The sequence below is a fragment of the Rahnella sp. WP5 genome (genome assembly GCF_000745615.1).
Taxonomy (GTDB): Bacteria; Pseudomonadota; Gammaproteobacteria; order Enterobacterales; family Enterobacteriaceae; genus Rahnella; species Rahnella aceris.
This window is the reverse complement of sequence record NZ_JQJR01000020.1, coordinates 19,832-44,707: the sequence shown is the minus strand read 5'-3', so window position 1 is coordinate 44,707 and position 24,876 is coordinate 19,832. Positions and strand designations below refer to the sequence as shown.

Genomic DNA, 24,876 nt, shown 5'->3' with positions numbered 1-24,876 from the left:
GGGTGTGTAAGTGCAGCGATGCATTGAGCTAACCAGTACTAATGACCCGAGAGGCTTAACCTTACAACACCAAAGGTGTTTTTAGAGACTTGAAGTAGATTTTCAGCTGAAGTTCCGAGATTGGTTCGTAGTGCAAGCCTGATTTAGGGTGAGCGTTATGAATGAAACAGAATTTGCCTGGCGGCAGTAGCGCGGTGGTCCCACCTGACCCCATGCCGAACTCAGAAGTGAAACGCCGTAGCGCCGATGGTAGTGTGGGGTCTCCCCATGCGAGAGTAGGGAACTGCCAGGCATCAAATAAGTGGAAAGCCCCGTACGAAAGTACGGGGCTTTTTGCTATGGGAAATTTGGGTAATGGCAGAAGATCGAAAACTACTGTTTTTGCTGATTTTCCAGCCACCTGATAACAAATTCTCCAACGTCTTCTATCTTATTTATATTCAAGACGCTAATTGTCGTTGAAATAGTCTCTGATAGACAATCACTAGCCACAGCAACAGCATGAATATCAATTAACTGTTCCAATATTCCCCCTGTTCCTTCCCTGTGCAGCACAATTTTGTCGATCTCTTCATGCTTGAACCCTTCAACGAAGATCATATCCAGTTTATTGCGGTCAAAACGCGTCGCAAGATAGTCTAGGTTTAGATGATCCTGCTCGGGCATTTCTGTCATTAATGCCCATCGGCTGCTGCTGGCAACCATAGTCTGGTCCGCACCCGCTTTACGTAGCTCAAAGCTATCTTTCCCTGGAGTATCAACATCCACATCATGATGTGTATGCTTTATCAGACCGGTTCGTATACCACGTTGACGCAAATAGGGGATAAGCTGCTTCAGCAATGTTGTTTTTCCTGTTCCGCTGTGAGCGACGATCCCAAGCAAGGGAATTTGTTGAGTTATCATATTAAAATATCGTGGTGATTAGCTTTCCAATGTGACACATCTTCAGGCGTGTTGAGATTGGAAAACGCTGTGGATTCGTTGAACAATACTGCTTTTGCGTCAATCTGATGAAAGAAAATCATTAATTTCCTGTCGCCATTTGCGAGATAGGTTTCCAGTACTGGAATCAGATTACGGTTCAGCAGACAAAGTGTCGGATGCCCGCGTTCAGGGTCACAGGCAAAAACTGCCCGTTGCCCGGCCGCTTTGGCTAAAAAGGCTTCGGTAAGATTTAACGGAAAGGCTGGTACGTCACAGGGAACGAACAGTACCCACTCGGTTTTACTGGCAGATAATGCGGCAAGCATTCCTGCAAGGGGGCCCTGAAAATCCTGTGTAATGTCAGGGACCGTCTGGAAATTTCGGCCATATCGTTTCGTGTTTCGGTTACAGCTGATGAGAATATCTCCGACTTGTGGGCGTAATCTTTCGGCAATATGTTCAAATAAGGGTTTACCATTAATTTCGACCAGCCCTTTGTCTTCACCCATCCTGCTCGAACGACCACCCGCTAAAATCACGCCGGTAATGTTATCCTGCCCCATAATATTTACCTGTAAAAATGTCTATATTCCGTTCATTGTAACGCCTTACCTTGCGGTCAGGCAGGTTTAACTGTTACCCGGTCAGCTTGTCCTTTCCCTGAAGAAATAACCCTGTTATTTTTAGGGTCTGCAACTACGTTGAAAGGGAATATCATGAAAGAACATCGCGTAAATGAGTTGATCGAACTGCTGCATCCTGCATGGAAAGAAGATTGCGATCTTAACCTGATGGAGTTTATTCAGAAGCTGGCGACAGAATGTGGTTATCAGGGACCTTTGGGAGAACTGAGTGATGACATGTTGATTTATCACCTGAAAATGCGCGGAACTGACAGCACGACTGAAATCCCAGGTTTAAAGAAAGATTATGAGGATGACTTTAAAACTGCACTTTTACGTGCCCGTGGCGTGATTAAAGATTGATGTAAACTTATGTGAACTTCATGCGAACCGCCAAAAATAGATGATACTATTTCCCATTGTCACTTTTCTGTGCGGCTAACCCGAATGAAGTTATGAACAATTCTGCTTTTAATTTTCAGGCATTGTCGCCGGATCTTATCCTTGATGCGTTAGAGAGTATCGGTCTGATTGCTGAGTCCGGCCTCACTGCCTTAAACAGCTATGAGAATCGTGTCTACCAGTTTCTGGGAGAAGACAGAAAACGTTATGTAGTGAAGTTCTACCGGCCGGAGCGCTGGAGTGAAGAACAAATCCACGAAGAGCACCAGTTTTCTCGTGATATGGCTGATGCTGAAATCCCTGCTGTTGCCCCTCTTTCTATTAATAAAGATACACTTCATCACTACCAGGGTTATATGTTCACCGTGTTTCCAAGCGTCGGTGGCCGTCAGTATGAAATAGATAATCTCGATCAGCTGGAATGGGTGGGGCGATTCCTCGGGCGTATCCATCAGGTTGGCAGTGAAAGTCTCTTCACCGCACGCCCGACAATTGGCCTCGATGAATACCTTTCCCGACCACGTGATGTCCTGGCGCAGTGTCCTCTGATCCCCAAAAGCCTGCGAGAGCCTTTTTTAACTGCGACAGATAAACTGATCACGACGACCCGGGAATTCTGGCATACCGACTGGCAGCCTTTGCGCTTACATGGGGATTGCCATCCGGGGAATATTCTCTGGCGAGATGGCCCGCTGTTTGTGGATATGGATGATGCCCGTAATGGTCCGGCAATCCAGGATCTCTGGATGTTGTTACATGGCGACCAAAGTGAGCAAAGGCTTCAGTTAGATATCTTGCTGGAAGCTTATGGAGAGTTTGCTGATTTAGATACCAGTGAACTGTCTTTGATGGAGCCGCTGCGTGCTATGCGCATGGTTTATTATCTGGCCTGGGTCGCCCGTCGCTGGGACGATCCTGCATTTCCTAAGAGCTTCCCCTGGATGCAGGACGAAGATTTTTGGCGTGGTCAGATAGCGGCTTTCACTGAGCAAATTAAGAAATTACAGGCACCTCCTTTACGGCTGATGCCAATGTATTGAGTCACGATTAACGTTCAAGTTTAATTAAATGGAGATAGGCTTTATATGAAAAAGATATTCCTGGCACTGGTTGGTATGGTTATGGCCTTCAGTGTATCTGCAGCGCAATTTTCTGATGGCGCGCAATACGTTACTTTAGATAAAACCGTAGCTAATGAGCCACAGGTACTCGAGTTTTTCTCATTTTATTGCCCGCACTGCTACCAGTTTGAACAAGTCTGGCATGTCTCTGACAGCATCCGTAAGAACCTGCCAAAAGATGTGAAATACACTAAATACCACGTTGAGTTCCTGGGGCCGTTAGGTAAGCAACTAACTCAGGCATGGGCTGTGGCTATTGCTCTGGGTGTTGAAGAAAAAGTCAGCCCGCTGATGTTTGATGCTGTGCAGAAACAGCAGTCGGTACAAAATGCTGATGATATCCGTAAAGTCTTTATTCAGGCGGGTGTTAAGGGCGAAGATTATGATGCCGCACTTAACAGCTTCGTCGTGAAATCACTGGTTGTTCAGCAGGAAAAAGCCGCTGCTGATTTGGGTCTGCAAGGCGTCCCTTCTGTATTTGTGAATGGGAAATACATGGTTAAAAATGACGGACTTGATACCAGCTCAATGGATATGTATGTCAAACAATATTCTGATGTGATCAATTTCTTAGCGACCAAAAAATAAGAATTCCTGATCTCGGCGCCAGCTTTCGGGCTGGCGTTATATTTTCTGAAAAAAATAACAACCAAAATGAGTACCCTATGAAATATAAATAATTTATGCCCGGAATGTTTCCTGTAAATATTACTATCCACAATAGCTATTAAGCTTCTATTACACGACTATTTCATAAAAAAACCGATAACCTGATGAAACCAGTAGTTAAAATTCTGGAGTATTTTCCGGATATGATCAGATAATAATTTACTATAAAAACTATTCACAAAGTTATCCACAGGATGATCCTTCGAGATCCCTCGCAACTTCGCAATGAATTTCCCTCTCAAGGTTCGTCTTTCCCGCTGGCTATGGCATCCTTAGAGCATGTCTGATCACGAATAAAGAAGAGTTATGGCCCAGATAGCAGAAAACCCCTTAATCCTGGTAGACGGTTCGTCTTACCTTTATCGCGCCTATCATGCGTTTCCTCCGCTGACCAACTCTGCGGGTGAACCGACCGGTGCGATGTACGGTGTGCTTAACATGTTGCGCAGTTTATTGCTGCAATACACACCAAGCCATGTCGCTGTGGTTTTTGACGCGAAAGGCAAAACCTTCCGTGACGAACTTTTCGAACAGTATAAATCTCACCGTCCTCCGATGCCGGATGACCTGCGCTCTCAAATTGAGCCTCTTCACCAAATGGTCAAAGCAATGGGGTTGCCTTTGCTGGTGGTCTCTGGTGTAGAAGCGGACGACGTAATCGGTACGCTGGCACTCGAAGCTGAACTGGCGGGTCATGCTGTTCTGATCAGCACCGGTGATAAAGATATGGCGCAGCTCGTGACACCGGGCGTGACATTAATTAATACGATGAACAACGCGATTCTGGGGCCAGATGAAGTTGTCGAGAAGTACGGTGTTCCGCCTTCGCTGATCATCGATTTCCTCGCCCTGATGGGTGACTCCTCGGACAATATTCCAGGCGTGCCGGGCGTGGGGGAGAAAACCGCACAAGCCTTGTTACAAGGCATTGGTGGTCTTGATGCGTTGTATGCCGATCTTGATAAAGTATCGACACTCAGTTTCCGCGGCGCCAAAACCATGGCCGCCAAACTCGCTGATAATAAAGACGTCGCCTATCTCTCTTACCAGCTGGCGACCATTAAAACTGACGTGAAGCTGGATTTAACCTGTGCAGAGCTGACGGTTTCTGAACCTGATGCTGATGAACTGCACAAGCTTTTTGGTCGCTATGAATTCAAACGCTGGCTGGCTGATGTTGAATCCGGTACCTGGCTGAGCGGTAAAAAATCAGCAGGTAAAGCGCCGGCAGCAGCGAAGAAAAGCGCACAGGCTGAAGACACAACTTCAGCAGCAGTGATCGAACCTAACCAGCTTTCTCAGGACGGTTACGTCACCATTTTGGATCAGGCGACGCTGGATGAATGGATCGGTTATCTGAAAGGCTCTGAGGTGTTTGCATTCGATACAGAAACGGATGGTCTGGATACGCTGACCGCCAATCTGATTGGCTTATCTTTTGCTACAGAAGCAGGTAAAGCAGCCTATTTACCGGTTGCTCATGATTATCTGGATGCGCCGGTACAGCTGGATCGTGATGAAGTATTGAAACAGCTCAAGCCGATACTCGAAGATGAAAAGCAGCGGAAAGTGGGTCAGAACCTGAAATTCGACCGCGGCGTGTTACTGCGTTATGACATCGAATTAAAAGGCATTGCCTTTGATACCATGCTCGAGTCCTATGTGCTCGACAGCGTATCTGGCCGCCATGATATGGACAGCCTGGCCGATCGCTATCTCGGCCATAAGACCGTCAGTTTTGAAGAGATCGCAGGTAAAGGCAAGAACCAGCTGACCTTCAACCAAATCGCGCTGGAGCAAGCGGCGCCCTATGCGGCAGAAGATGCTGATGTCACATTACAATTGCATCAGGCACTGTGGCCTCGGATTGCGGAAAGCGAATCCCTGAAGACTGTTTTCACGGATATCGAAATGCCGCTGGTACCTGTGCTGTCTCATATCGAGCGCACTGGCGTTCTGATTGATCAGAATATCCTCGCCGCCCACTCAAAAGAACTGGCTATCCGTCTGAATGAGCTGGAAAACAAGGCACATGAACTGGCAGAAGAACCTTTCAACCTGTCTTCGACCAAACAATTGCAGGCCATTCTGTATGAAAAACAGAAATTACCGATTCTGAAGAAAACGCCGGGTGGCGCGCCATCGACTAATGAAGAAGTTCTGGCTGAGCTGGCTCTGAATTACCCGCTGCCAAAAGTCATTCTTGAATATCGTGGTCTGGCAAAACTGAAATCGACCTATACCGATAAACTGCCATTGATGATCAATCCGCAGTCCGGACGTGTGCACACGTCTTATCATCAGGCAGTGACTGCCACCGGGCGTCTATCTTCCAGTGATCCAAACCTGCAAAACATTCCGGTGCGTAATGACGAAGGTCGCCGCATCCGTCAGGCGTTTATCGCGCCGAAAGACTACATCATTCTGGCTGCCGACTACTCGCAGATTGAACTGCGTATCATGGCGCATTTATCTAAGGATGAAGGTTTGCTGAAAGCGTTCGCCGAGGGGAAAGATATCCACCGCGCGACTGCCGCAGAAGTCTTCGGTACGCCGCTGGAGAAAGTATCCGGTGAGCAACGCCGCAGTGCGAAAGCGATTAACTTCGGTCTGATTTATGGCATGAGCGCATTTGGTCTGTCGCGCCAGCTAAATATTCCGCGCAAAGAATCCCAGCGTTATATGGATTTGTACTTTGAGCGCTATCCGGGCGTGCTGGAATACATGGAACGCACCCGCACTCAGGCGTCTGAGCAGGGTTACGTTGAAACGCTGGATGGTCGCCGTCTGTATCTGCCAGACATTAAGTCCAGTAACGCCATGCGCCGTAAAGGTGCGGAGCGTGCAGCGATCAACGCCCCGATGCAAGGAACGGCTGCGGATATTATCAAGCGTGCGATGATAAGCGTCGCTGACTGGCTGAAACAACCGGATGCGCCGCGTGCTCGCATTATCATGCAAGTACACGATGAACTGGTGTTTGAAGTGCATAAAGATGATGTGGAAGTGGCAAGCGAAAAAATCCGTAATCTTATGGAAGCAAGCATGACGCTGGCCGTTCCACTGAAAGTAGATGTGGGCACTGGCGAAAACTGGGATCAGGCTCACTAAGTGAATAGTTACTAAGCTTTTTTTGTAATTAAGCTACAGGATTATGTGCTCATACCATGAGAGTGATCGCATAATCCGCGATTTTTGTGTAAGTAAACTACAAAAAGTTCTTTTTCCCCGTCAGAAAATAGGGTAAAGTTTCTCTCGTAGGGTACAGAGGTAAGATGTTCTATCTTTCAGACCTTTTACTTCACGTAATCGGATTTGGCTGAATATTTTAGCCGCCCCAGGCATTTATGTCTGGGGCGTTTTTTATTGGATTTTTCATAGCGTTATACCCATAAAAAAGGGCAACCTTGCGGTCACCCCTTTCTGTTCTTTACTTACATTTCCCCGTTCCCGGGGCGCTACTATTCGCCTTCGTTAGAAAGCTCTTCTTCCTGCACTTCCGGCGGGATTTCGCTGAACCAGGTGTTCAGTTTGTCACTCAGTTTATCCACGCCCATTTTCTTCGGTGAGGAAAATGCTTCTACCTGAATATCACCCATGAATTCTTTCACCGCTTCACGGACCATTTTTATCTGCGCCTGACGTGCGCCTGAAGCCAGTTTGTCGGCTTTAGTCAGCAGCAACATGACCGGCGTACCCACATCAACTGCCCACTGAATCATTTGTTGATCGAGATCTTTAAGCGGATGGCGGATATCCATCAACACAACCAGACCTTTGAGGGAGTTACGCATTTGCAGATATTCGCCCAGCGCGCGCTGCCATTTACGCTTCATTTCTTCCGGTACTTCCGCGTAGCCATAACCCGGCAAGTCGACCAGGCGGATGCCCGGCTTCACTTCGAACAGGTTGATGAGCTGAGTACGGCCAGGCGTTTTACTGGTACGTGCGAGGCTTTTCTGCTGTGTCAGGGTATTCAGCGCACTGGATTTGCCGGCGTTTGAACGACCAGCAAATGCGACTTCAATGCCTGCGTCAGATGGCAAATGCCGGATATCCGGGGCGCTCATGACGAAATGGGTCATATGATAGTTGTAAGTTTGGCTGGTCAAAGCGTGCGTCTCCGTGAGGCATGAGTATCTGGCTGGCGATTATAACTGCAACAGAGCCGAGATGCGTTCGTGTTTTTAAAATCCGAATGATGAGGCGAAGGGACCACAGAGATGAAGGCGGGGGAAATTGCCTTCATGATGTAAGACATTTGCTATTCATGATGCGGGTTATTTCGCTTGTTTTGTCGCCGAATTTTTTAATGTTATTCAATTTCAATAAGATAAAATTGATGTCGTTATGAAATCGACAAGACGGCTGGCGGGTATCTTGAGCCTTTGTGCCAGTCGGGTAAAGTATTTCTTACGCGGTGAAGGCGAGCAGGGAAACAAGGACGAAAATTGCATTCACGGATCACGGGAAATGCATCGCGATTTAAGGATGAACGGAGCCGGAGGCTCTGAAAGGCAAAGGAAAAACCGGGACGTTGATGCTATACAGGGAAAGTATTTGATGAATATCCTTCTGAGGAAGGAAAGAAAAAGGCAGCAAGGTTACCTTGCTGCCTTTTTTCTTTGCCCGCTTTCTGCTAGATTCCGGCGCAAATCTATACTAAATGTACACACCTAAGAGCAGATGCCATGAAACAGCCAGCGAAAGCACCGCGCGCCAATACCGCGACAGCTAAAACGAAGAAGAAAAGTCGTGTCGAGCTTGATATCGAAGCGCGCGAACGCAAGCGTGACAACAAGCGCCGTGGCCATAAAGCAGGCTCACGCGCCAATCCGGATGCGGCTCAGAACCAAAGCGGCGCGGGCACGAAAAAAGCCGATCCGCGTATCGGTAGCAAAAAAGCCGTGCCTTTGATCGTTGAGACCGTTACGAACAATGCAGCGAAAGCTAAAAAAGCCGCACAGCCGAAGCAAGATGCAAAACCTAAGATGACACCGGAAGAAGAACTGACGTTACTCGAAAATGATGAGCGTCTGGATTCTTTGCTGGATCTCATCGACGATGGCAAAGCATTAAGCGCAGAAGATCAGGCTTATGTTGATCAGACACTTGATCGCATCGATGTTCTGATGGAAATCCTCGGCATCGAACTCGGCGAAGATGAAGATGACGAAGAAGAAGTGAAAAACGAAGACATGATGCAGTTGCTCAAGCGCGGAAATCCAAAAGAGGGTTTCTAAGCTATGCGCTGGGTCATCCCGGCAATAGCCTTACTCTTTGCATGTTATCTGCTTTGGTTATTCGGTAAACTACGCCGGTTATCGAAAACCAAAGCACGTTTGCGCAGAGCGACCTTTGCACGGCAGGCTCAAAGCCTGCCTGTAAAGCGAACCGGTCGCATCCGACGCCGGAAGGAGTGAGTACCCCATGTCAGAACAGACTACCGTCTGGGATTTAGCGCTGATCCAGAAATACAATTATTCGGGTCCGCGATACACATCCTATCCAACAGCACTTGAGTTCAGTGAACGCTACGATAATACCGCTTTCGAAAATGCGGCTGCCCGTTATCCGGCACGCTCGCTCTCATTGTACGTGCACATTCCTTTCTGCCATAAGCTCTGCTACTTCTGCGGCTGCAATAAACTGGTGACCCGCCAGCAGCATAAAGCCGAAGAATATCTCAACGTGCTTGAAAAAGAGATCAGTCACCGTGCACCGCTCTTTAAAGGTCGTCAGGTCAGTCAGCTGCATTGGGGCGGTGGTACTCCGACTTACCTCGATAAAGCGCAGATAAGCCGTCTGATGGGCCTTCTGCGGGCACACTTTGATATCCTGCCCGACGCAGAAATGTCACTGGAGGTAGATCCACGTGAAATTGAGCTTGATGTGCTTGACCATCTGCGCAGCGAAGGCTTTAACCGCCTGAGTATGGGGGTCCAGGATTTCAACAAAGAAGTGCAGCTTCTGGTTAACCGTGAGCAGGATGAAGATTTCATCTTTGCCCTCATTGCACGCGCCCGGGCGCTGGGTTTCAACTCGACTAATATCGATCTGATTTACGGTCTGCCGAAACAAACGGCAGAAAGTTTTGCTTACACGCTGCAGCGTGTGGCAGAGCTCAACCCTGATCGTCTGAGTGTGTTCAATTATGCGCACATGCCAAAATTGTTCGCCGCTCAGCGCAAAATCAAAGATGCTGATTTGCCTGGCGCGGAAGAGAAATTGAAAATTTTGCAGGAAACCATCGCTTCACTGACCGGTTTCGGCTATCGCTTTATCGGGATGGATCACTTTGCTCGCCCTGAAGACGAACTGGCGATTGCCCAGCGCGAAGGCAAATTGCACCGTAATTTCCAGGGCTACACCACACAGGGCGACAGTGATTTGCTGGGAATGGGCGTTTCGGCCATCAGCATGCTCGGCGATACCTACGCGCAGAACGAAAAAGATATCAAAACCTATTACGCTCATGTGGAAGAGCAGGGACATGCCTTATGGCGGGGTCTGGAAATGACGAATGATGACTGCCTTCGTCGCGATGTCATTAAATCTCTGATCTGCCATTTTGAGTTGAATTTTGCTGATATCGAACAGCGTTACGACATTCGTTTTACCGATTATTTTGCTGATGATCTGGCACTGCTGAAGCCGCTGGCTGAAGACGGGCTGGTTGAGGTGAGTGGCACACATATTCAGGTGACACCGCGCGGGCGTTTGCTGATCCGTAATATCTGTATGTGCTTTGATATTTATCTGCGACGTCAGGTGCGCCAGCAACAATTCTCCCGCGTTATCTGACAGTCTGCTCTGCAAATAAAAACAGCCGCATAAGCGGCTGTTTTGCTGTCTGGTGCGAGGACTTTTATTCCATGCCCAGTTCTTTCAGTTTTCGGGTCAGGGTATTTCGCCCCCAGCCCAGCAACCGTGCCGCTTCCTGTTTATGTCCCTGTGTATGGCGTAGCGCCGTGGTCAGTAATGTACGTTCCATTTCAGGTTGCGCTTCTGACAGCAGGTTTTGATGACCGGAACGCAGCGCACGGTCTGCCCATTGTGCCAGCAATGTCGCCCAACTGTCTGGCAGACTCTGACCACCGGTTTCAGGGGCCGAGGTCTCAAACAGTTCGCTGGGTAAATCCTGAATCAGCACTTCCTGACCCGCCGCCATGACGGTGAGCCAGCGGCAGGTGTTTTCCAGCTGGCGCACGTTGCCCTGCCATGGCAATCGCGTCAGTGCCGTTTCTGTTTCCGGATGCAGGTTTTTTGCTTCCACACCCAGCTCTTTAGCCGCGACTTGCAGGAAGTAACGCGCCAGACGCGGGATGTCTTCACGACGTTCACGCAGCGGCGGCAGATGGACGCGGATAACGTTCAGGCGGTGGAATAAATCCTCGCGGAATTTCCCTTCCTGAACCCGTAGCTCCAGATTCTGGTGAGTCGCAGCGATAATACGCACGTCCACTTTTACCGGCGCATAACCGCCAACACGATAGAACTGGCCATCTGCCAGCACGCGAAGCAGACGGGTTTGCACATCAAGCGGCATATCCCCGATTTCATCGAGGAACAGCGTGCCGTTATCGGCTTGTTCAAAACGTCCCTGACGGACGGTGTTGGCGCCGGTAAACGCCCCTTTCTCGTGGCCGAATAATTCGGACTCAATCAGGTCTTTCGGGATAGCAGCCATATTCAGCGCGATAAAGGGCGCTTTGGCGCGCGGGCTGTGGCGGTGTAAGGCGTGAGCGACCAGCTCTTTACCGGTACCGGATTCCCCATTAATCAGCACGCTGATTGAAGAACGGGACAAACGGCCGATGATGCGAAATACGTCCTGCATAGCGGGCGCTTCACCGATAATGTCTGCGGTCGGGCCACTCGCAGGCTGGCTGCGTGCCGGTTGCTGTTGTTCCTGATAATGACTGATGGCTCGTTCAACCAGTGCCACGGCTTCATCAATGTCGAACGGTTTTGGCAGATAATCAAACGCACCTTGCTGATAGGCGCTGACTGCAGCATCCAGATCGGAGTGCGCTGTCATTATGATGACCGGAAGCATCGGGTGACGTTGTTTAATCTGCTTTAACAGCGCTAAACCGTCCATCCCGGGCATGCGGATATCTGATAACAAAACGTCAGGGGTTTGAGTCGCAATGGCATCAAGCACTTCATTGCCGCTGTCAAACGTGGTGCAGGTCAAACCGGCTCCAGTGAGCGCACGTTCAAGTACCCAGCGGATGGAGCTATCGTCATCGACGATCCAGACTATCCCTCGTTGCATAAGAACCTCACTGGCGAATAGGCAGGAATACCGAGAATTCGGTATGTCCTGGCCAACTGTTAAATTCAACTTTACCCGAATGCTGATCAATCAAACTGCGCGCGATGGACAGGCCCAAACCGGTGCCCCCTTCGCGGCCACTGACCATGGGGTAAAAAAGGGTGTCCTGCAAATGCGCCGGTACGCCGGGGCCATCATCTTCAATATCGATACGGGCCACCAGACGATAACGCACGCCGTGTAACGTAATCTGGAAAGCAGTACGCGTGCGTAATGTAATTGTGCCGCCTTCCTCCCCCAGCGCCTGTAATGCGTTGCGGGTGATGTTTAACAAAATCTGTTCTATCTGATCGGGGTCGTGCGCCAGTTCAGGCAGGCTCGGATCATAGTCCCGCACCAGCTGAACGTTATCCGGCTTCTCCATCGAGACCAGTTGGCAAACCCGTTCCGCAACCTGGTGAATACTTTGTGTCACATGCTGGCTCGGACGTTGCGGGCCCAGCAATCTGTCGACCAGATTACGCAGACGGTCAGCCTGCTCAATAATGACTTTCGTATATTCCAGCAAGGCCGGATCGGGCAGCGCTCTGGATAATAATTGTGCTGCGCCACGCAACCCGCCGAGCGGATTCTTGATTTCATGTGCCAGACCGCGGATCAAATCACGCGCAGCAACCTGTTGAGCGTGCTGTAATTGTTCCTGGCTCAGGCGGCGCTGATTATCCATCGGCGCCAGTTCCACCAGAATGAAACCTTCTGGCAGCATCTGTGCGGTCAGCGACAACACATGCGCGCGGCCGTCTACGACCAGCGTCACTTCACTGTCTGTAAAGCCCTGTCCGGCTGTCAGACTTTCACGCATTAATTCGATGTTCAGCGAAAAATATCCCACCAGTTCTGGCAAAGGGGTGCCAAAAAGCTTTCGGGAACTTTGCGCCAGTAACTGCTGAGCTGCCGGATTGGCATAATGCACAGCCAATTCGTCGTCTAACAGCAGAACGCTGTTGATTAAGGAATTCAGGATCTGCCCAGCATCGGGCAGTTTGCCAGTTGCCATACCGCAGTCTCCCGCACCTGATTGGTGCATTTTATCTCGCTACCCGGTGAAATCACGGGTCAGAGGGGTTGAGCAGGAAAGAGTGTGGAGAAAAAAGCCCATCCGGAGATGGGCTGAAAGTTTCCACGGCAACAAATATAAATCGTCTTACTTAATTTTGACGCTGAAGGGTTTGTGAACACAGGCCTTCAGTCGGGTATTACCCTCAGCGCCAGCCCGAAGACGAACGCTGAGTCCGGTTTAATCGAAAAATTAAACGCTGTAGTACAGTTCGAACTCAACCGGATGCGGAGTCATGCGCACGCGGTCCATTTCTTCTTTACGCAGACCGATATAAGCATCGATAGCGTCGTCAGTGAACACGCCACCACGGGTCAGGAACTCGCGGTCTTCGTTCAGTGCGTTCAGGGCTTCTTCCAGTGAACCTGCAACTTTTGGAATTTCTGCTTCTTCTTCCGGTGGCAGGTCATACAGGTTTTTGTCCATCGCATCGCCAGGGTGGATCTTGTTGATGATACCGTCCAGGCCAGCCATCATCAGTGCAGCAAACGCCAGGTATGGGTTAGCCGCTGGATCAGGGAAACGTGCTTCGATACGCATCGCTTTAGGCGTTGATACGTGTGGAATACGGATGGATGCAGAACGGTTACGCGCAGAGTAAGCCAGCATTACTGGCGCTTCATAGCCCGGGACCAGACGCTTGTAGGAGTTGGTGGTCGGGTTAGCGTAGGCGTTGATTGCTTTAGCGTGCTTAATGATACCGCCGATGTAGAACAGTGCCATTTCAGACAGGCCGCCGTATTTGTCGCCAGCGAACAGGTTGTTACCGTTCTTGGACAGAGACATGTGGCAGTGCATACCTGAACCGTTATCGCCAAACATTGGTTTTGGCATGAAGGTCGCAGTTTTGCCAAATGCGTGAGCCACGTTGTGAACCACGTATTTGTAGATTTGGATTTCGTCAGCTTTTTTAGTCAGGGTGTTGAAGCGGGTTGCCACTTCGTTCTGACCAGCGGTTGCCACTTCGTGGTGGTGAGCTTCAACAACCAGACCCATTTCTTCCATGGTCAGACACATGGTAGAACGCAGATCCTGAGAGGAGTCGACCGGAGGAACCGGGAAGTAACCGCCTTTTACTGCAGGACGGTGGCCTTTGTTGCCGCCTTCGTATTTGGTGCTTGAGTTCCATGCGCCTTCGATATCATCGATAGCGACGTGAGAACCGGAGATGCTGCTGCCGAAGCGCACATCATCAAACAGGAAGAATTCTGGCTCTGGCCCGAACAGAACGGTGTCCGCGATACCGGAAGAGCGCAGGAAATCTTCTGCACGTTTTGCGGTAGAACGTGGGTCGCGGTCATAACCTTGCAGCGTGGTTGGCTCAAGGATGTCGCAACGAATGATCAGGGTAGTTTCTTCGTAGAATGGGTCAAGAACAGCAGTGCTCGCATCTGGCATCAAGACCATGTCAGATTCGTTAATGCCTTTCCAGCCACCGATTGAAGAGCCGTCAAACATTTTGCCTTCTTCGAAGAAGTCAGCGCTAACCTGGTGCGCAGGAATGGTGACGTGCTGTTCTTTGCCTTTGGTATCAGTGAAGCGTAAATCTACGAATTTCACTTCATGCTCATTCAGCATCGTCAAAACGTGTTCAGCGGACATACTAGTTCTCCCGAATTTCTCATTATCGTCGTGGAACGAATAACCATTTTTGGTCTTTAGTTGGAAATAACAGCCTTACTGGAACTGGCGTGTAGACTGAACAGCGCTATTATTTGTCTGGTCAGGCTCTTCACCCTGTAAAAAATTTTTTACCCTAAAAAACTTTTACTCTAAAAACTATTAGCGAAAACTGTGCCAACTTTGAGAAAATGCAAACAACGCCATTTTACAGGGCTTTTGCACTCGACAAGTATGCACCATAACGGAATTCTCGCACTAAAATGGTGCTAACTGTGAGAGTGAAAGCACTATAATGGTGCGTCATAATGGTTCAGTGGTCTTTTTGCACCGTGAAAGGGATCACAAAGTAGCCATCCATAAGTTGTTTCAACAAGATCCTTGTGATCTTGTTTAGAACCTCGCTTAATACGTGTACAATAGCGCGCTATTTCTAATGCCTGAGGCAAAGCTGTGATCGAAAATTTGCGTAACATCGCCATTATTGCCCACGTTGACCATGGTAAAACCACCCTGGTCGACAAGCTGCTGCAACAATCCGGTACTTTCGGAGAGCGTGTAGAAGCCACTGAACGCGTAATGGACTCCAACGATTTGGAGAAAGAGCGTGGGATTACCATCCTCGCAAAAAACACCGCCATTAATTGGAAAGACTACCGCATCAACATCGTGGATACCCCAGGACACGCCGACTTCGGCGGTGAGGTAGAGCGTGTGATGTCAATGGTCGACTCGGTGCTGCTGGTTGTGGATGCAATGGATGGCCCAATGCCGCAAACCCGTTTCGTGACCAAAAAAGCCTTCGCTAATGGTCTGAAACCGATCGTGGTAATCAACAAGGTTGACCGCCCTGGCGCGCGTCCTGACTGGGTTGTCGATCAGGTCTTCGACCTGTTTGTAAACCTGGACGCAACCGACGAACAACTCGATTTCCCAATCATCTATGCATCAGCACTGATGGGTATCGCGGGTAACGACCATAACGATATGGCCGAAGATATGACCCCGCTGTACCAGGCGATCGTTGACCACGTATCTCCGCCACAAGTTGAGATGGAAGCACCGTTCCAGATGCAAATCTCTCAGCTGGACTACAACAACTATGTTGGCGTCATCGGCATCGGCCGCATCAAACGCGGTACCGTTAAGCCTAACCAGCAAATCACTGTCATCGACAGCGAAGGCAAAACCCGCAACGGTAAAGTCGGTAAAGTTCTGACCCACATGGGTCTTGAGCGTATCGAAGCCACCGTTGCTGAAGCGGGCGACATCATCGCAATCACCGGCCTGGGCGAACTGAACATTTCCGACACAATCTGTGATCCGGCGAATGTTGAAGCTCTGCCTGCGCTGAGCGTTGATGAACCAACAGTAACCATGTACTTCAACGTAAACACCTCTCCGTTCTGTGGTAAAGAAGGTAAGTATGTGACTTCACGTCAGATCCTTGACCGTCTGAACAAAGAGCTGGTGCACAACGTTGCATTGCGTGTTGAAGAAACTGAAGATGCTGATGCATTCCGTGTTTCAGGCCGTGGTGAACTTCACCTGTCGGTTCTGATCGAAAATATGCGTCGTGAAGGTTTCGAGCTGGCGGTTTCCCGTCCTAAAGTAATCAACCGTAAAATCGATGGCCGCATGCAAGAGCCATTCGAGAACGTGACACTGGATATCGAAGAGCAACACCAGGGTTCTGTTATGCAGGCCATGGGTGAGCGTAAAGGCGATGTCAAAGACATGATCCCAGACGGTAAAGGTCGTATCCGTCTTGATTACCTGATCCCAGCACGTGGCCTGATCGGCTTCCGTACCGAATTCATGACCATGACTTCCGGTACCGGTCTGCTGTACTCCACGTTCAGCCACTACGATGACGTTCGTCCGGGCGAAATCGGCCAGCGTCAGAACGGCGTGCTGATCTCCAACGGTCAGGGTAAAGCTGTTGCGTTCGCACTGTTCAGCCTGCAAGACCGCGGTAAATTGTTCCTGGGCCACGGCGCAGAAGTGTATGAAGGCCAGATCATCGGTATTCACTCACGTTCTAACGACCTGACCGTGAACTGCCTGACCGGTAAGAAACTGACTAACATGCGTGCGTCCGGTACTGACGAAGCAACGACTCTGGTTCCTGCTATCAAAATGTCTCTGGAGCAAGCTCTGGAATTCATCGATGATGACGAACTGGTCGAAGTGACTCCTCTGTCTGTGCGTATCCGTAAACGTCACCTGACCGAGAACGATCGTAAACGTGCAATGCGTGGTCCTAAAGAAGGTTAATCTTCTTTAACGTTTGCCGTTACACAGAAACAGGGTGCCTTCGGGTACCCTGTTTTTTTTATGTTTTTTTCTCCTCCGTTCGTTACGCCCCGTCGCGTTGCCCCTGTTCACTTGTACGTTTTACCGCTAAAGTTAACTGTCATCTTTGAAATCAGGAGCGTGCAATGCTGTACATTTTTGATATGGGAAACGTCATTATTGATATTGATTTCAAACGAGTGCTGGGGGTGTGGAGCCATCTGAGTGGCACCCCGCTGGCGACGCTGACCGAGCGGTTTTCAATGGGCGAGGTGTTCCAGAAACACGAGCGTGGTGAAATCAGCGACGAACAGTTTGCTGCCGATTTATGTCATGAAATGGGTATCGCACTAAGCTTTGAACAATTCAGTGCGGGCTGGCATGCGGTGTTTGTTGGTCTGCGTCCTGAGGTCATTGCCCTGTTTCAGAAACTGCGCGAAGAAGGTCATCGTGTCGTCGTGCTTTCTAATACCAACCGCTTACATCTGGATTTCTGGCCTCATCATTATCCTGAAATCGAAGCCAATACCGACGCGATGTACCTCTCGCAAAATTTGGGTATGCGCAAACCGGAGCCCGAAATTTTCCGGCATGTTCTGAAGAAAGAAGGATTCACCGCCGATCAGGCCGTGTTCTTTGATGATGTTGCTGAAAATATCGAAGCCGCCCGGAATGCTGGCATTGAGGCTGTATGGGTAGAAGATAACCAGACGGTACCGAAATACTTTTCCTGAAGGATGTAAGGATGCAGAAAAGGGCACTGAGCCACTACCTAAAATCGTTGTGGAAATTTACGCGCCTGCTTTTAAAGCGTTCGGATAAAGATGGCCTGACGCTTCTGGCGGGCCATCTGGCCTATGTCTCTTTGCTATCGCTCGTGCCGCTGATCGCCGTGGTATTTTCACTTTTTGCATTATTCCCTGTTTTTTCAGAAATCAGCATGCAGCTGAAAACATTCATCTTTTCCAACTTCATGCCCGCGACCGGTAATACTATCCAGCGCTATCTGGAACAGTTTGTTGCCAACTCCAGCAAAATGACGGCCGTGGGCACCTGTGGATTAATCGTCACCGCGCTACTTCTGATAGCCTCGGTAGACAGCGTGCTGAACAAAATCTGGGACAGCAAAACCACGCGTCCGATTGTGTTTTCTTTCGCTGTGTACTGGATGGTGTTAACGCTCGGGCCAATTCTGCTGGTGGCCAGCGTGGCTGTCAGCTCATATCTGCTCTCCCTGAACTGGCTGAACATCAGCGGTGTGCATTCGGTGATCGACCACGCGCTGCGCATTCTGCCCTTGCTGATCTCCTGGGTGACATTCTGGCTGCTCTATCAGGTAGTCCCGACGGTCAGAGTGCCGGCAAAAGATGCCCTGATCGGCGCGCTGGTCTCCGGCGTATTATTCGAGTTGAGTAAAAAAATCTTCACCTTATACATTCAGCTTTTCCCGTCATATCAGTTGATTTACGGTGTACTGGCGGTGATCCCCATTTTATTTCTCTGGGTCTATGTCAGCTGGTGTATCGTTCTTCTTGGGGCGGAAATTACCGTCACGCTGGGCGAGTACCGTTCTCTAAGAAAATTGCAGTCTGCTCAACATAGGGCAGAAGAATAATCAGTCCGAAGGATTTGTATGATTGCGTTAATTCAGCGGGTATTGAATGCCAGCGTTACGATCGATGGCGAAATCTGTGGCCAGATAGGACCGGGGTTACTGGTTTTACTGGGCGTTGAACAGGGCGATGACGAACAAAAAGCCAAACGCCTTTGTGAACGGGTGATCGGGTACCGAATCTTCGGTGACGAAAATGACAAGATGAATCTGAACGTGCAGCAGGCCGGTGGCAGCCTGCTGGTGGTGTCGCAGTTCACGCTGGCGGCGGACACACAAAAAGGCATGCGTCCTGGGTTCTCGCGCGGGGCTGAGCCACAGGAAGCGGATCGGTTATATCAGTATTTTTGCGGGCAGTGCCGGGAAAAGGGCATTGCTACCGAAACCGGACGCTTTGCAGCGGATATGAAAGTGGCACTGGTGAACGACGGGCCGGTGACCTTCTGGCTACAAGTCTGATCCATAAGGCATAACGCCGGAGAGAAAGCATCTATGTATCATCTGAGAGTACCGACGACCGAAAAAGAACTGGCCGCCTATTACCGATTCCGTTGGGAAATGCTGCGTAAACCGTTGCATCAGCCGGAGGGTTCAGAGCGTGATGCCTACGATTCCATCGCACATCACCAGATGGTGGTTGATGAGGAGGGCGAACCGGTGGCGGTTGGCCGTTTATACATCAATGCCGATAATGAAGCCTCTATCCGCTTTCTGGCGGTTGATCCAAATGTACAAGACAAAGGGCTGGGAACGCTGGTCGCGATGACCCTGGAGTCTGTGGCGCGTCAGGAAGGGGTGAAACGAGTGGTCTGTAGCGCCCGCGAAGATGCCGTGGATTTCTTTGCCAAACTGGGCTTTGTGAATCAGGGCGAAATCACCACGCCGCAAACAACCCCGGTTCGCCACTTCCTGATGATAAAACCCATCGAAACGCTGGATGATATTCTGCATCGCCCTGACTGGTGCGGCCAGCTTCAGCAGGCCTGGTATGACCACATCCCGCTCAGCGAAAAAATGGGCGTACGTATCAGTCAGTACACCGGCCAGCGATTTGTCACCACGATGCCGGAAACGGGCAACCAGAATCCGCACCATACATTGTTCGCTGGCAGTTTGTTTTCGCTGGCAACGCTGACCGGCTGGGGGCTGATCTGGCTGCTGCTGCGTGAGCGCCATCTGGGCGGCACCATTGTGCTGGCGGATGCGCATATCCGTTACAGCATGCCGGTGACCGGCAGGCCGCGTGCCGTTGCCGACCTGGGCTCTGTCCGCGGTGATCTCGACCGTCTGGCTCGCGGGCGGAAAGCACGCGTGCAACTTGAAGTGAATTTATACGGCGATGAGACAGACGGCGCGGTGTTTGAAGGCACCTATCTGGTATTGCCCGCCGCGCCCGGCGCACCGCTGGAGCCTGAAATTAACTGATTGGTTTCTACCCAAAATAAAAGGCACCGCCATTGCGGTGCCTTTTGCATTTTTGGTGATGCCTGGATTAAGGAGTAGCAGATGCTGGCGTACCGGAAACCAACCCGTTTACCATTCTCTGGTCAATTGCCTGGCTGCCGTTTATCTGCAATGTCCCGCTGAGCGTGGGTTTGTAATCCACGTTTGCCGGCATCTGTCCTTGCAGATTCAGCTGCATATTAGCGTTACCTTCCAGCGCCACATGTGGCCATCCCCAGTTTTCCAGCTGATTCGCCGGTACTGAGCGGGCGGTCATCTTCACAGAGAAATGACGCTGCGGCTGCTGATCAACCGTCGCACTGGCTTCCAGCAATCCTTCTTTGGTAAAGGCGCTCAGCTCAGAAATATTCACCTGACGGTCGTTCGCCTCCAGGGTGATGGAAGGACGGCGCACATCATTGCGGTTAAATGTGGCTTCACTTGCATTCAGATTCAGCTTACCGCTCCAGATCCCCCACTGATGATTACGCGCCAGCAACAGGTTATTGCCGAGGCCATCAAGTGCAGTCAGCTGGAAGGGGAACTGCGGATTGATATCAATAATCAGGTTCCGGTTAGCAATGAACCGGCTGATAAAGACTTCAGACAGCGAATCCGGCAGTGCCTGATTCCAGAGTTGTTTCCAGTTTTCCGGCAAGGTGTATTCCAGCCCCGCAACAGACACTTCATCAAGCTGAAGGCGTTTGTTGGCGCGCAGCCAGTTGCCGGTCGTGCGCAATAAACTGCGCTCCCAGCGCGCCGTAGCTTGTTTGATCGCAATGCCCTGCGGCGAAAGGTCGAGGCTGATGATCGGATCCTGAATATGCAGGTTTCCATCAATCATATCCGTCGCATTCAGGGTGATTTCGCCGTCATCACTTTGCCAGTCGCCTTTTTCGAGCGTCAGATCCTGCACGGACAAATCAACGTCGCTGAATGCCCAGTCTGTTCCCTGCAAACGCGCGTCGATCAGATCAAGTCGCTGAATAGTCACTTTTGGCAGGGTCTGGAAGTCGTCGAAGAAAGCAGAAAGCGGTTTGGAGGTTTGCAGACGCACATTGCTCAGCCGCAGGTTTTCTATGTTCCAGCTGCCATCGGCGGCCTGCGTCGCTTTACCCGTTAACTGACCGCGAGCCAGATCGCCGCCAAAATTACTCAGCGTCAGATTCTTATTATTGATGTTGCCCTGAATCAGCACATTTTCGGCCGGCAGTCCGTTGACCGTCAGGCTGGCGGCGCTCAGCTGGAAGTCAGCTTTATCGCCTAAAAGCTGATTGGGTTTTGGCTGCCACGGCGAAATACCGGCGTTAATCTGCTGACCCTGAATGTCTAAGCCAGCGGTATTGCCGGTGAGCGCCATTTTACTCAGTTGCAGGGTATTGGCCTGCAATGGCAAATTCATTGACGAAGGACTGACATTGAGGCGTCCGCTGACCAGCACGACGCGATCGAAAAAGCGTGGTTCGGTGATCTGACGCCAGCTTAAATCCAGATCAACTTCACCGGCATTCAGCACTTCCGGCTGATTCTTCTGCCCGAAGATGACATTGGTTAACGCCACCCGACCCGGCGACGACCAGTTATGGTCGAGTTTCTCCACGGAAAGACGGTACTCGCTGTTATTGCTGACCCAGCGGCTGACCCAGCCAGCAGCCCAGCGGGTTTGTAATAGGACGTACACCAGCACGATCGCCAGCACCAGAAGTAAGGCGAACGTCAGCAAAATTTTACCGATAAATCTCATCGTCTGGAGCCCTGTAACGGGAAAATGGAAAAAGATTCTTTGTTTATGCCGCAAACAGCGAATTTTCTCAACAGGTTAGCCAAATGGAGGCAATAAAAAGCGGCAGAGGTTCCAGACCCTCTGCCGCTGTTGCACGCGGATTACATCCTGCGTTTACTTCTCGTGAGGGAAAACCAGATTCAGAACAATCGCAGTAATGCCGCCCGCTGCAATGCCAGAAGAGAGAAGAGTTTTCAGCCAGTCCGGTGCGAATTGCAGGATCAGCGGCTGCTGAGAAACACCCATACCGACGGCGAGAGAAAGCGCCATGATCATAATCGCGCGGCGATTCAGACGCTCGCGGGAAACAATGCGCACACCCGAAGCGGCAATGGTACCGAACATCACGATGGTCGCGCCGCCCAGTACCGGTTCAGGAATATGCTGCACAAATCCCGCAACAGCCGGGAACAGCCCGAGGATGATCAGCATCAGCGCGACCACAAAACCGACATAGCGGCTGGCAACGCCGGTCAGTTGAATGACGCCGTTGTTCTGCCCGAAGCAGGAATTCGGGAAGGTGTTAAATACAGCAGAAAGCATCGAGTTCAGGCCATTGGCCAGAACGCCGCCTTTGATGCGCTTCATGTACAGCGGGCCGCTGACCGGTTGCTCAGAAACGTCCGAGGTTGCGGTAATATCACCGATGGTTTCCAGCGATGTCACCATGAAAATCAGCATCAGCGGGATCAGCAAATTCCAGTCAAAACCCAGTCCGTAATACAGCGGCGTTGGTAATGTTATCCAGTTGCTTTGCGCGGCTGGCGCAACGGTTGGCAACATGCCCGTCATCCAGGCCACCAGATAACCCACGGCCATGGCGATAACCAGAGAGGCGACACGCAGGTAAGGGTTACGTTGACGGTTCAGCAGAACAATCACTACCAGCACGACGGCAGCCAGCAGCAGATTTTTCGGTGCCCCGAATGTGTGATCGCTCATGGCCGCATAACCGCCGCCGATAGACGTCAGTCCGACCTGAATGAGTGAAAGCCCGATAATCATCACCACGATGCCGGAAACCAGCGGCGTAATGATGCGGCGTGCGAGATGCAGGAAACGGGAAAGAATGATTTCGGTGCAGGAAGCCAGCATCAGGGTGCCGAACAGCGCCGCCATCATGGTCGGCACATCTGCACCGCCATTTTTCAGCGCCATTCCGCCCATGATCAGCGGCGCAACAAAGTTAAAGCTGGTGCCCTGAATCGAGAGTAAACCCGAGCCGACCGGTCCCCAGGTTTTAATCTGCAAAATAGAAGCCAGGCCGGAGGCGAACAGCGACATGCTGATGATGTGCTGCGTGTCCTGCGCAGGCAAACCCAGCGCCTGGCAAATCAGTAGTGCTGGTGTGATTACCGCAACAAACATCGCCAGCAAATGCTGACAGGCGGCGAATAACGTTTGAGGTAATGGCGGGCGGTCCTCGAGCCGGTAAATCAGTTCACTTTTTTGCTGACGGGAGAGATCGGGTTGCTGTGTTTCTTGTTCTGCGGTTTGCGAACTCATGCTGTGGCATTCCAATAAGCGGCAAAGCGGGCATTTTTATTGAAATTAACGACAAAAGCAATCGTTTGCTAATGGCAATATTCCTCGACTGGTTTTGGATTGGACGGGATTTATGGCCTGTTTTTCTTGCCTGACGCAGCTTGAATGACTTCTAATTCAGCTTCTGGGAAAAAACATGTCAGTGAAGTTTTTATAACTCGATAATTTTATTGGATTTATTTTAAAATGGAGTTCGTCAATGATTCAACTCGACACCTACGGCACCCTGGTTGCCGCCACGTTGGTACTCCTTTTAGGACGGAAATGCGTCCAGTCGGTCAAATTCCTCAAAAAATACACCATTCCTGAACCCGTTGCCGGTGGTTTGCTGGTCGCTTTATTGTTACTGATCGCCAACCAGATATTCGGCTGGGAAGTCGGTTTCGACATGTCTTTAAAAGAGCCACTGATGCTGGCATTTTTTGCCACGATCGGTCTTAACGCCAATCTGGCAAGTCTGCGGGCAGGCGGCAAATCGCTGTTTCTGCTGGTGTTTGTCGTCGTGGGCTTACTGCTTTTGCAAAATGCCATCGGTATCGGAATGGCGAAAATGCTCGGGCTGGATCCGCTGATGGGGTTGCTGGCGGGGTCGATTACCCTTTCAGGTGGCCACGGCACCGGCGCGGCATGGAGCAAGCTGTTTATCGAGCGTTATGGCTTTGAAAATGCGACGGAAGTCGCGATGGCTTGCGCAACTTTTGGTCTGGTGCTCGGCGGTATTATTGGGGGGCCGGTAGCGCGCTATCTGGTCAGCCATTCTTCCACCCCCAACGGAAACCCCGAGGATATGGTCGACCCGAGCGCATTTGAGAAACCGTCGATTGGCAGGATGATTACGCCACTGGTGATGGTTGAAACCATTGCCCTGATCGCGATTTGCCTGATGGCTGGGACATATACCGCCAGTCTGTTGCAAGGCTCGGCATTTGAAATCCCAACCTTTGTCTGCGTGCTCTTCGTTGGTGTGATCCTGAGTAATATGCTGGCATGGCTCGGTTTTTATCGTGTCTTCGACCGTGCGGTATCCGTGCTGGGTAACGTCAGTTTGTCACTGTTCCTTGCCATGGCATTGATGAGCCTTAAGTTGTGGGAGATGGCGGCACTCGCCTTGCCGATGATGGCAATTCTTATCGTTCAAGCCCTCGCGATGGCGCTTTACGCGATTTTCGTGACTTATCGCGTGATGGGGAAAAACTACGATGCGGCGGTGTTGGCGGCAGGACACTGTGGTTTCGGGCTGGGTGCCACCCCGACGGCCATTGCCAATATGCAGGCGATCACCAACCAGTTTGGCCCTTCGCATCTGGCGTTTCTGGTGGTGCCGATGGTGGGCGCATTCTTCATCGATATCGCCAATGCGATTGTGATTAAACTCTACCTGATGCTGCCTGTATTCCCGGCTATCAGCTAAAAAAACAGGCACAGAAACATCGCTTCT

At 50.6% G+C, this 24,876-nt stretch carries 20 protein-coding genes and 1 rRNA gene; 13 read left to right on the top strand and 8 right to left on the bottom strand.

All coding sequences use genetic code 11. From position 1 onward, the window contains the following. Positions 1-176: 176 nt before the first annotated feature. Positions 177-292: ribosomal RNA gene (gene rrf, locus EX31_RS15935) — 5S ribosomal RNA — on the top strand. An 80-nt stretch (positions 293-372) separates the two neighbouring features. Here the strand turns inward: rrf and mobB are convergent. Beyond that, on the bottom strand, positions 373-906 hold the full coding sequence (gene mobB / locus EX31_RS15930; RefSeq protein ID WP_037035576.1) for a molybdopterin-guanine dinucleotide biosynthesis protein MobB: 534 nt from the start codon (positions 904-906) through the stop codon (positions 373-375). Beyond that, positions 903-1,490: a molybdenum cofactor guanylyltransferase MobA gene (gene mobA / locus EX31_RS15925; RefSeq protein ID WP_037035575.1), complete on the bottom strand. Its 588-nt coding sequence runs from the start codon at positions 1,488-1,490 to the stop codon at positions 903-905. The genes mobB and mobA overlap by 4 nt, the downstream gene beginning before the upstream one ends. 153 nt (positions 1,491-1,643) lie before the next feature. On the opposite strand from mobA, the gene EX31_RS15920 reads away from it, so the two are divergent. The 4 genes from EX31_RS15920 to polA all read left to right on the top strand — a co-directional run bounded on the left by EX31_RS15920 (position 1,644) and on the right by polA (position 6,853). After that, complete coding sequence (locus tag EX31_RS15920) at positions 1,644-1,913, top strand: YihD family protein (RefSeq protein WP_013577661.1); 270 nt, start codon at positions 1,644-1,646, stop codon at positions 1,911-1,913. 92 nt (positions 1,914-2,005) lie between these two features. Continuing rightward, on the top strand, positions 2,006-2,992 hold the full coding sequence (locus EX31_RS15915; protein ID WP_037035574.1) for a serine/threonine protein kinase: 987 nt from the start codon (positions 2,006-2,008) through the stop codon (positions 2,990-2,992). A 45-nt stretch (positions 2,993-3,037) separates the two neighbouring features. Beyond that, positions 3,038-3,661 (top strand): thiol:disulfide interchange protein DsbA, encoded by a 624-nt coding sequence (dsbA, locus tag EX31_RS15910; RefSeq protein WP_013577659.1) that lies wholly within the window; start codon positions 3,038-3,040, stop codon positions 3,659-3,661. A 387-nt stretch (positions 3,662-4,048) separates the two neighbouring features. Further along, positions 4,049-6,853 carry a DNA polymerase I gene (gene polA, locus EX31_RS15905; protein ID WP_037035573.1) on the top strand — a complete coding sequence of 935 codons (2,805 nt, stop codon included), beginning with the start codon at positions 4,049-4,051 and terminating at the stop codon, positions 6,851-6,853. A gap of 350 nt (positions 6,854-7,203) precedes the next feature. Here polA and yihA read toward each other — a convergent pair whose 3' ends face one another. Beyond that, on the bottom strand, positions 7,204-7,854 hold the full coding sequence (gene yihA / locus EX31_RS15900; RefSeq protein ID WP_013577657.1) for a ribosome biogenesis GTP-binding protein YihA/YsxC: 651 nt from the start codon (positions 7,852-7,854) through the stop codon (positions 7,204-7,206). Between the two features lie 579 nt (positions 7,855-8,433). On the opposite strand from yihA, the gene yihI reads away from it, so the two are divergent. Next, positions 8,434-8,985 (top strand): Der GTPase-activating protein YihI, encoded by a 552-nt coding sequence (yihI, locus tag EX31_RS15890; protein ID WP_013577656.1) that lies wholly within the window; start codon positions 8,434-8,436, stop codon positions 8,983-8,985. A 187-nt stretch (positions 8,986-9,172) separates the two neighbouring features. After that, positions 9,173-10,546: an oxygen-independent coproporphyrinogen III oxidase gene (gene hemN, locus EX31_RS15885; RefSeq protein WP_037035571.1), complete on the top strand. Its 1,374-nt coding sequence runs from the start codon at positions 9,173-9,175 to the stop codon at positions 10,544-10,546. 64 nt (positions 10,547-10,610) lie between these two features. On the opposite strand, the gene glnG is transcribed toward hemN, so the two are convergent. The 3 genes from glnG to glnA form a co-directional block, all read right to left on the bottom strand. Then, the gene (gene glnG / locus EX31_RS15880) at positions 10,611-12,023 is read right to left on the bottom strand and encodes a nitrogen regulation protein NR(I) (protein WP_013577654.1); all 1,413 of its coding nucleotides are present in this window, start codon (positions 12,021-12,023) and stop codon (positions 10,611-10,613) included. Positions 12,024-12,030: 7 nt separating this feature from the next. After that, complete coding sequence (gene glnL / locus EX31_RS15875; protein WP_013577653.1) at positions 12,031-13,080, bottom strand: nitrogen regulation protein NR(II); 1,050 nt, start codon at positions 13,078-13,080, stop codon at positions 12,031-12,033. Positions 13,081-13,332: 252 nt separating this feature from the next. Continuing rightward, complete coding sequence (gene glnA / locus EX31_RS15870) at positions 13,333-14,742, bottom strand: glutamate--ammonia ligase (protein ID WP_013577652.1); 1,410 nt, start codon at positions 14,740-14,742, stop codon at positions 13,333-13,335. A 471-nt stretch (positions 14,743-15,213) separates the two neighbouring features. Here glnA and typA point away from each other — a divergent pair, with 471 nt between their 5' ends. The 5 genes from typA to fabY all read left to right on the top strand — a co-directional run bounded on the left by typA (position 15,214) and on the right by fabY (position 20,092). After that, positions 15,214-17,037: a ribosome-dependent GTPase TypA gene (typA, locus tag EX31_RS15865; protein WP_013577651.1), complete on the top strand. Its 1,824-nt coding sequence runs from the start codon at positions 15,214-15,216 to the stop codon at positions 17,035-17,037. Between the two features lie 164 nt (positions 17,038-17,201). Further along, complete coding sequence (gene yihX, locus EX31_RS15860; protein ID WP_037035570.1) at positions 17,202-17,789, top strand: glucose-1-phosphatase; 588 nt, start codon at positions 17,202-17,204, stop codon at positions 17,787-17,789. Between the two features lie 11 nt (positions 17,790-17,800). Beyond that, positions 17,801-18,670, top strand: coding sequence for a virulence factor BrkB family protein (locus EX31_RS15855; RefSeq protein ID WP_013577649.1), 870 nt, complete (start codon positions 17,801-17,803; stop codon positions 18,668-18,670). Positions 18,671-18,688: 18 nt separating this feature from the next. Next, positions 18,689-19,126 carry a D-aminoacyl-tRNA deacylase gene (dtd, locus tag EX31_RS15850; protein WP_015699247.1) on the top strand — a complete coding sequence of 146 codons (438 nt, stop codon included), beginning with the start codon at positions 18,689-18,691 and terminating at the stop codon, positions 19,124-19,126. A gap of 33 nt (positions 19,127-19,159) precedes the next feature. Further along, positions 19,160-20,092 (top strand): fatty acid biosynthesis protein FabY, encoded by a 933-nt coding sequence (gene fabY, locus EX31_RS15845; RefSeq protein ID WP_013577647.1) that lies wholly within the window; start codon positions 19,160-19,162, stop codon positions 20,090-20,092. A 67-nt stretch (positions 20,093-20,159) separates the two neighbouring features. On the opposite strand, the gene EX31_RS15840 is transcribed toward fabY, so the two are convergent. Together EX31_RS15840 and EX31_RS15835 are read right to left on the bottom strand one after the other, a co-directional pair. Continuing rightward, positions 20,160-21,854: an AsmA family protein gene (locus tag EX31_RS15840; protein WP_037035569.1), complete on the bottom strand. Its 1,695-nt coding sequence runs from the start codon at positions 21,852-21,854 to the stop codon at positions 20,160-20,162. 153 nt (positions 21,855-22,007) lie between these two features. Next, positions 22,008-23,399 carry a nucleobase:cation symporter-2 family protein gene (locus EX31_RS15835; RefSeq protein WP_013577645.1) on the bottom strand — a complete coding sequence of 464 codons (1,392 nt, stop codon included), beginning with the start codon at positions 23,397-23,399 and terminating at the stop codon, positions 22,008-22,010. Between the two features lie 238 nt (positions 23,400-23,637). Between EX31_RS15835 and gltS the strand changes: the two genes are divergently transcribed. Then, positions 23,638-24,849 (top strand): sodium/glutamate symporter, encoded by a 1,212-nt coding sequence (gene gltS / locus EX31_RS15830; RefSeq protein WP_037035567.1) that lies wholly within the window; start codon positions 23,638-23,640, stop codon positions 24,847-24,849. Positions 24,850-24,876: the final 27 nt, after the last annotated feature.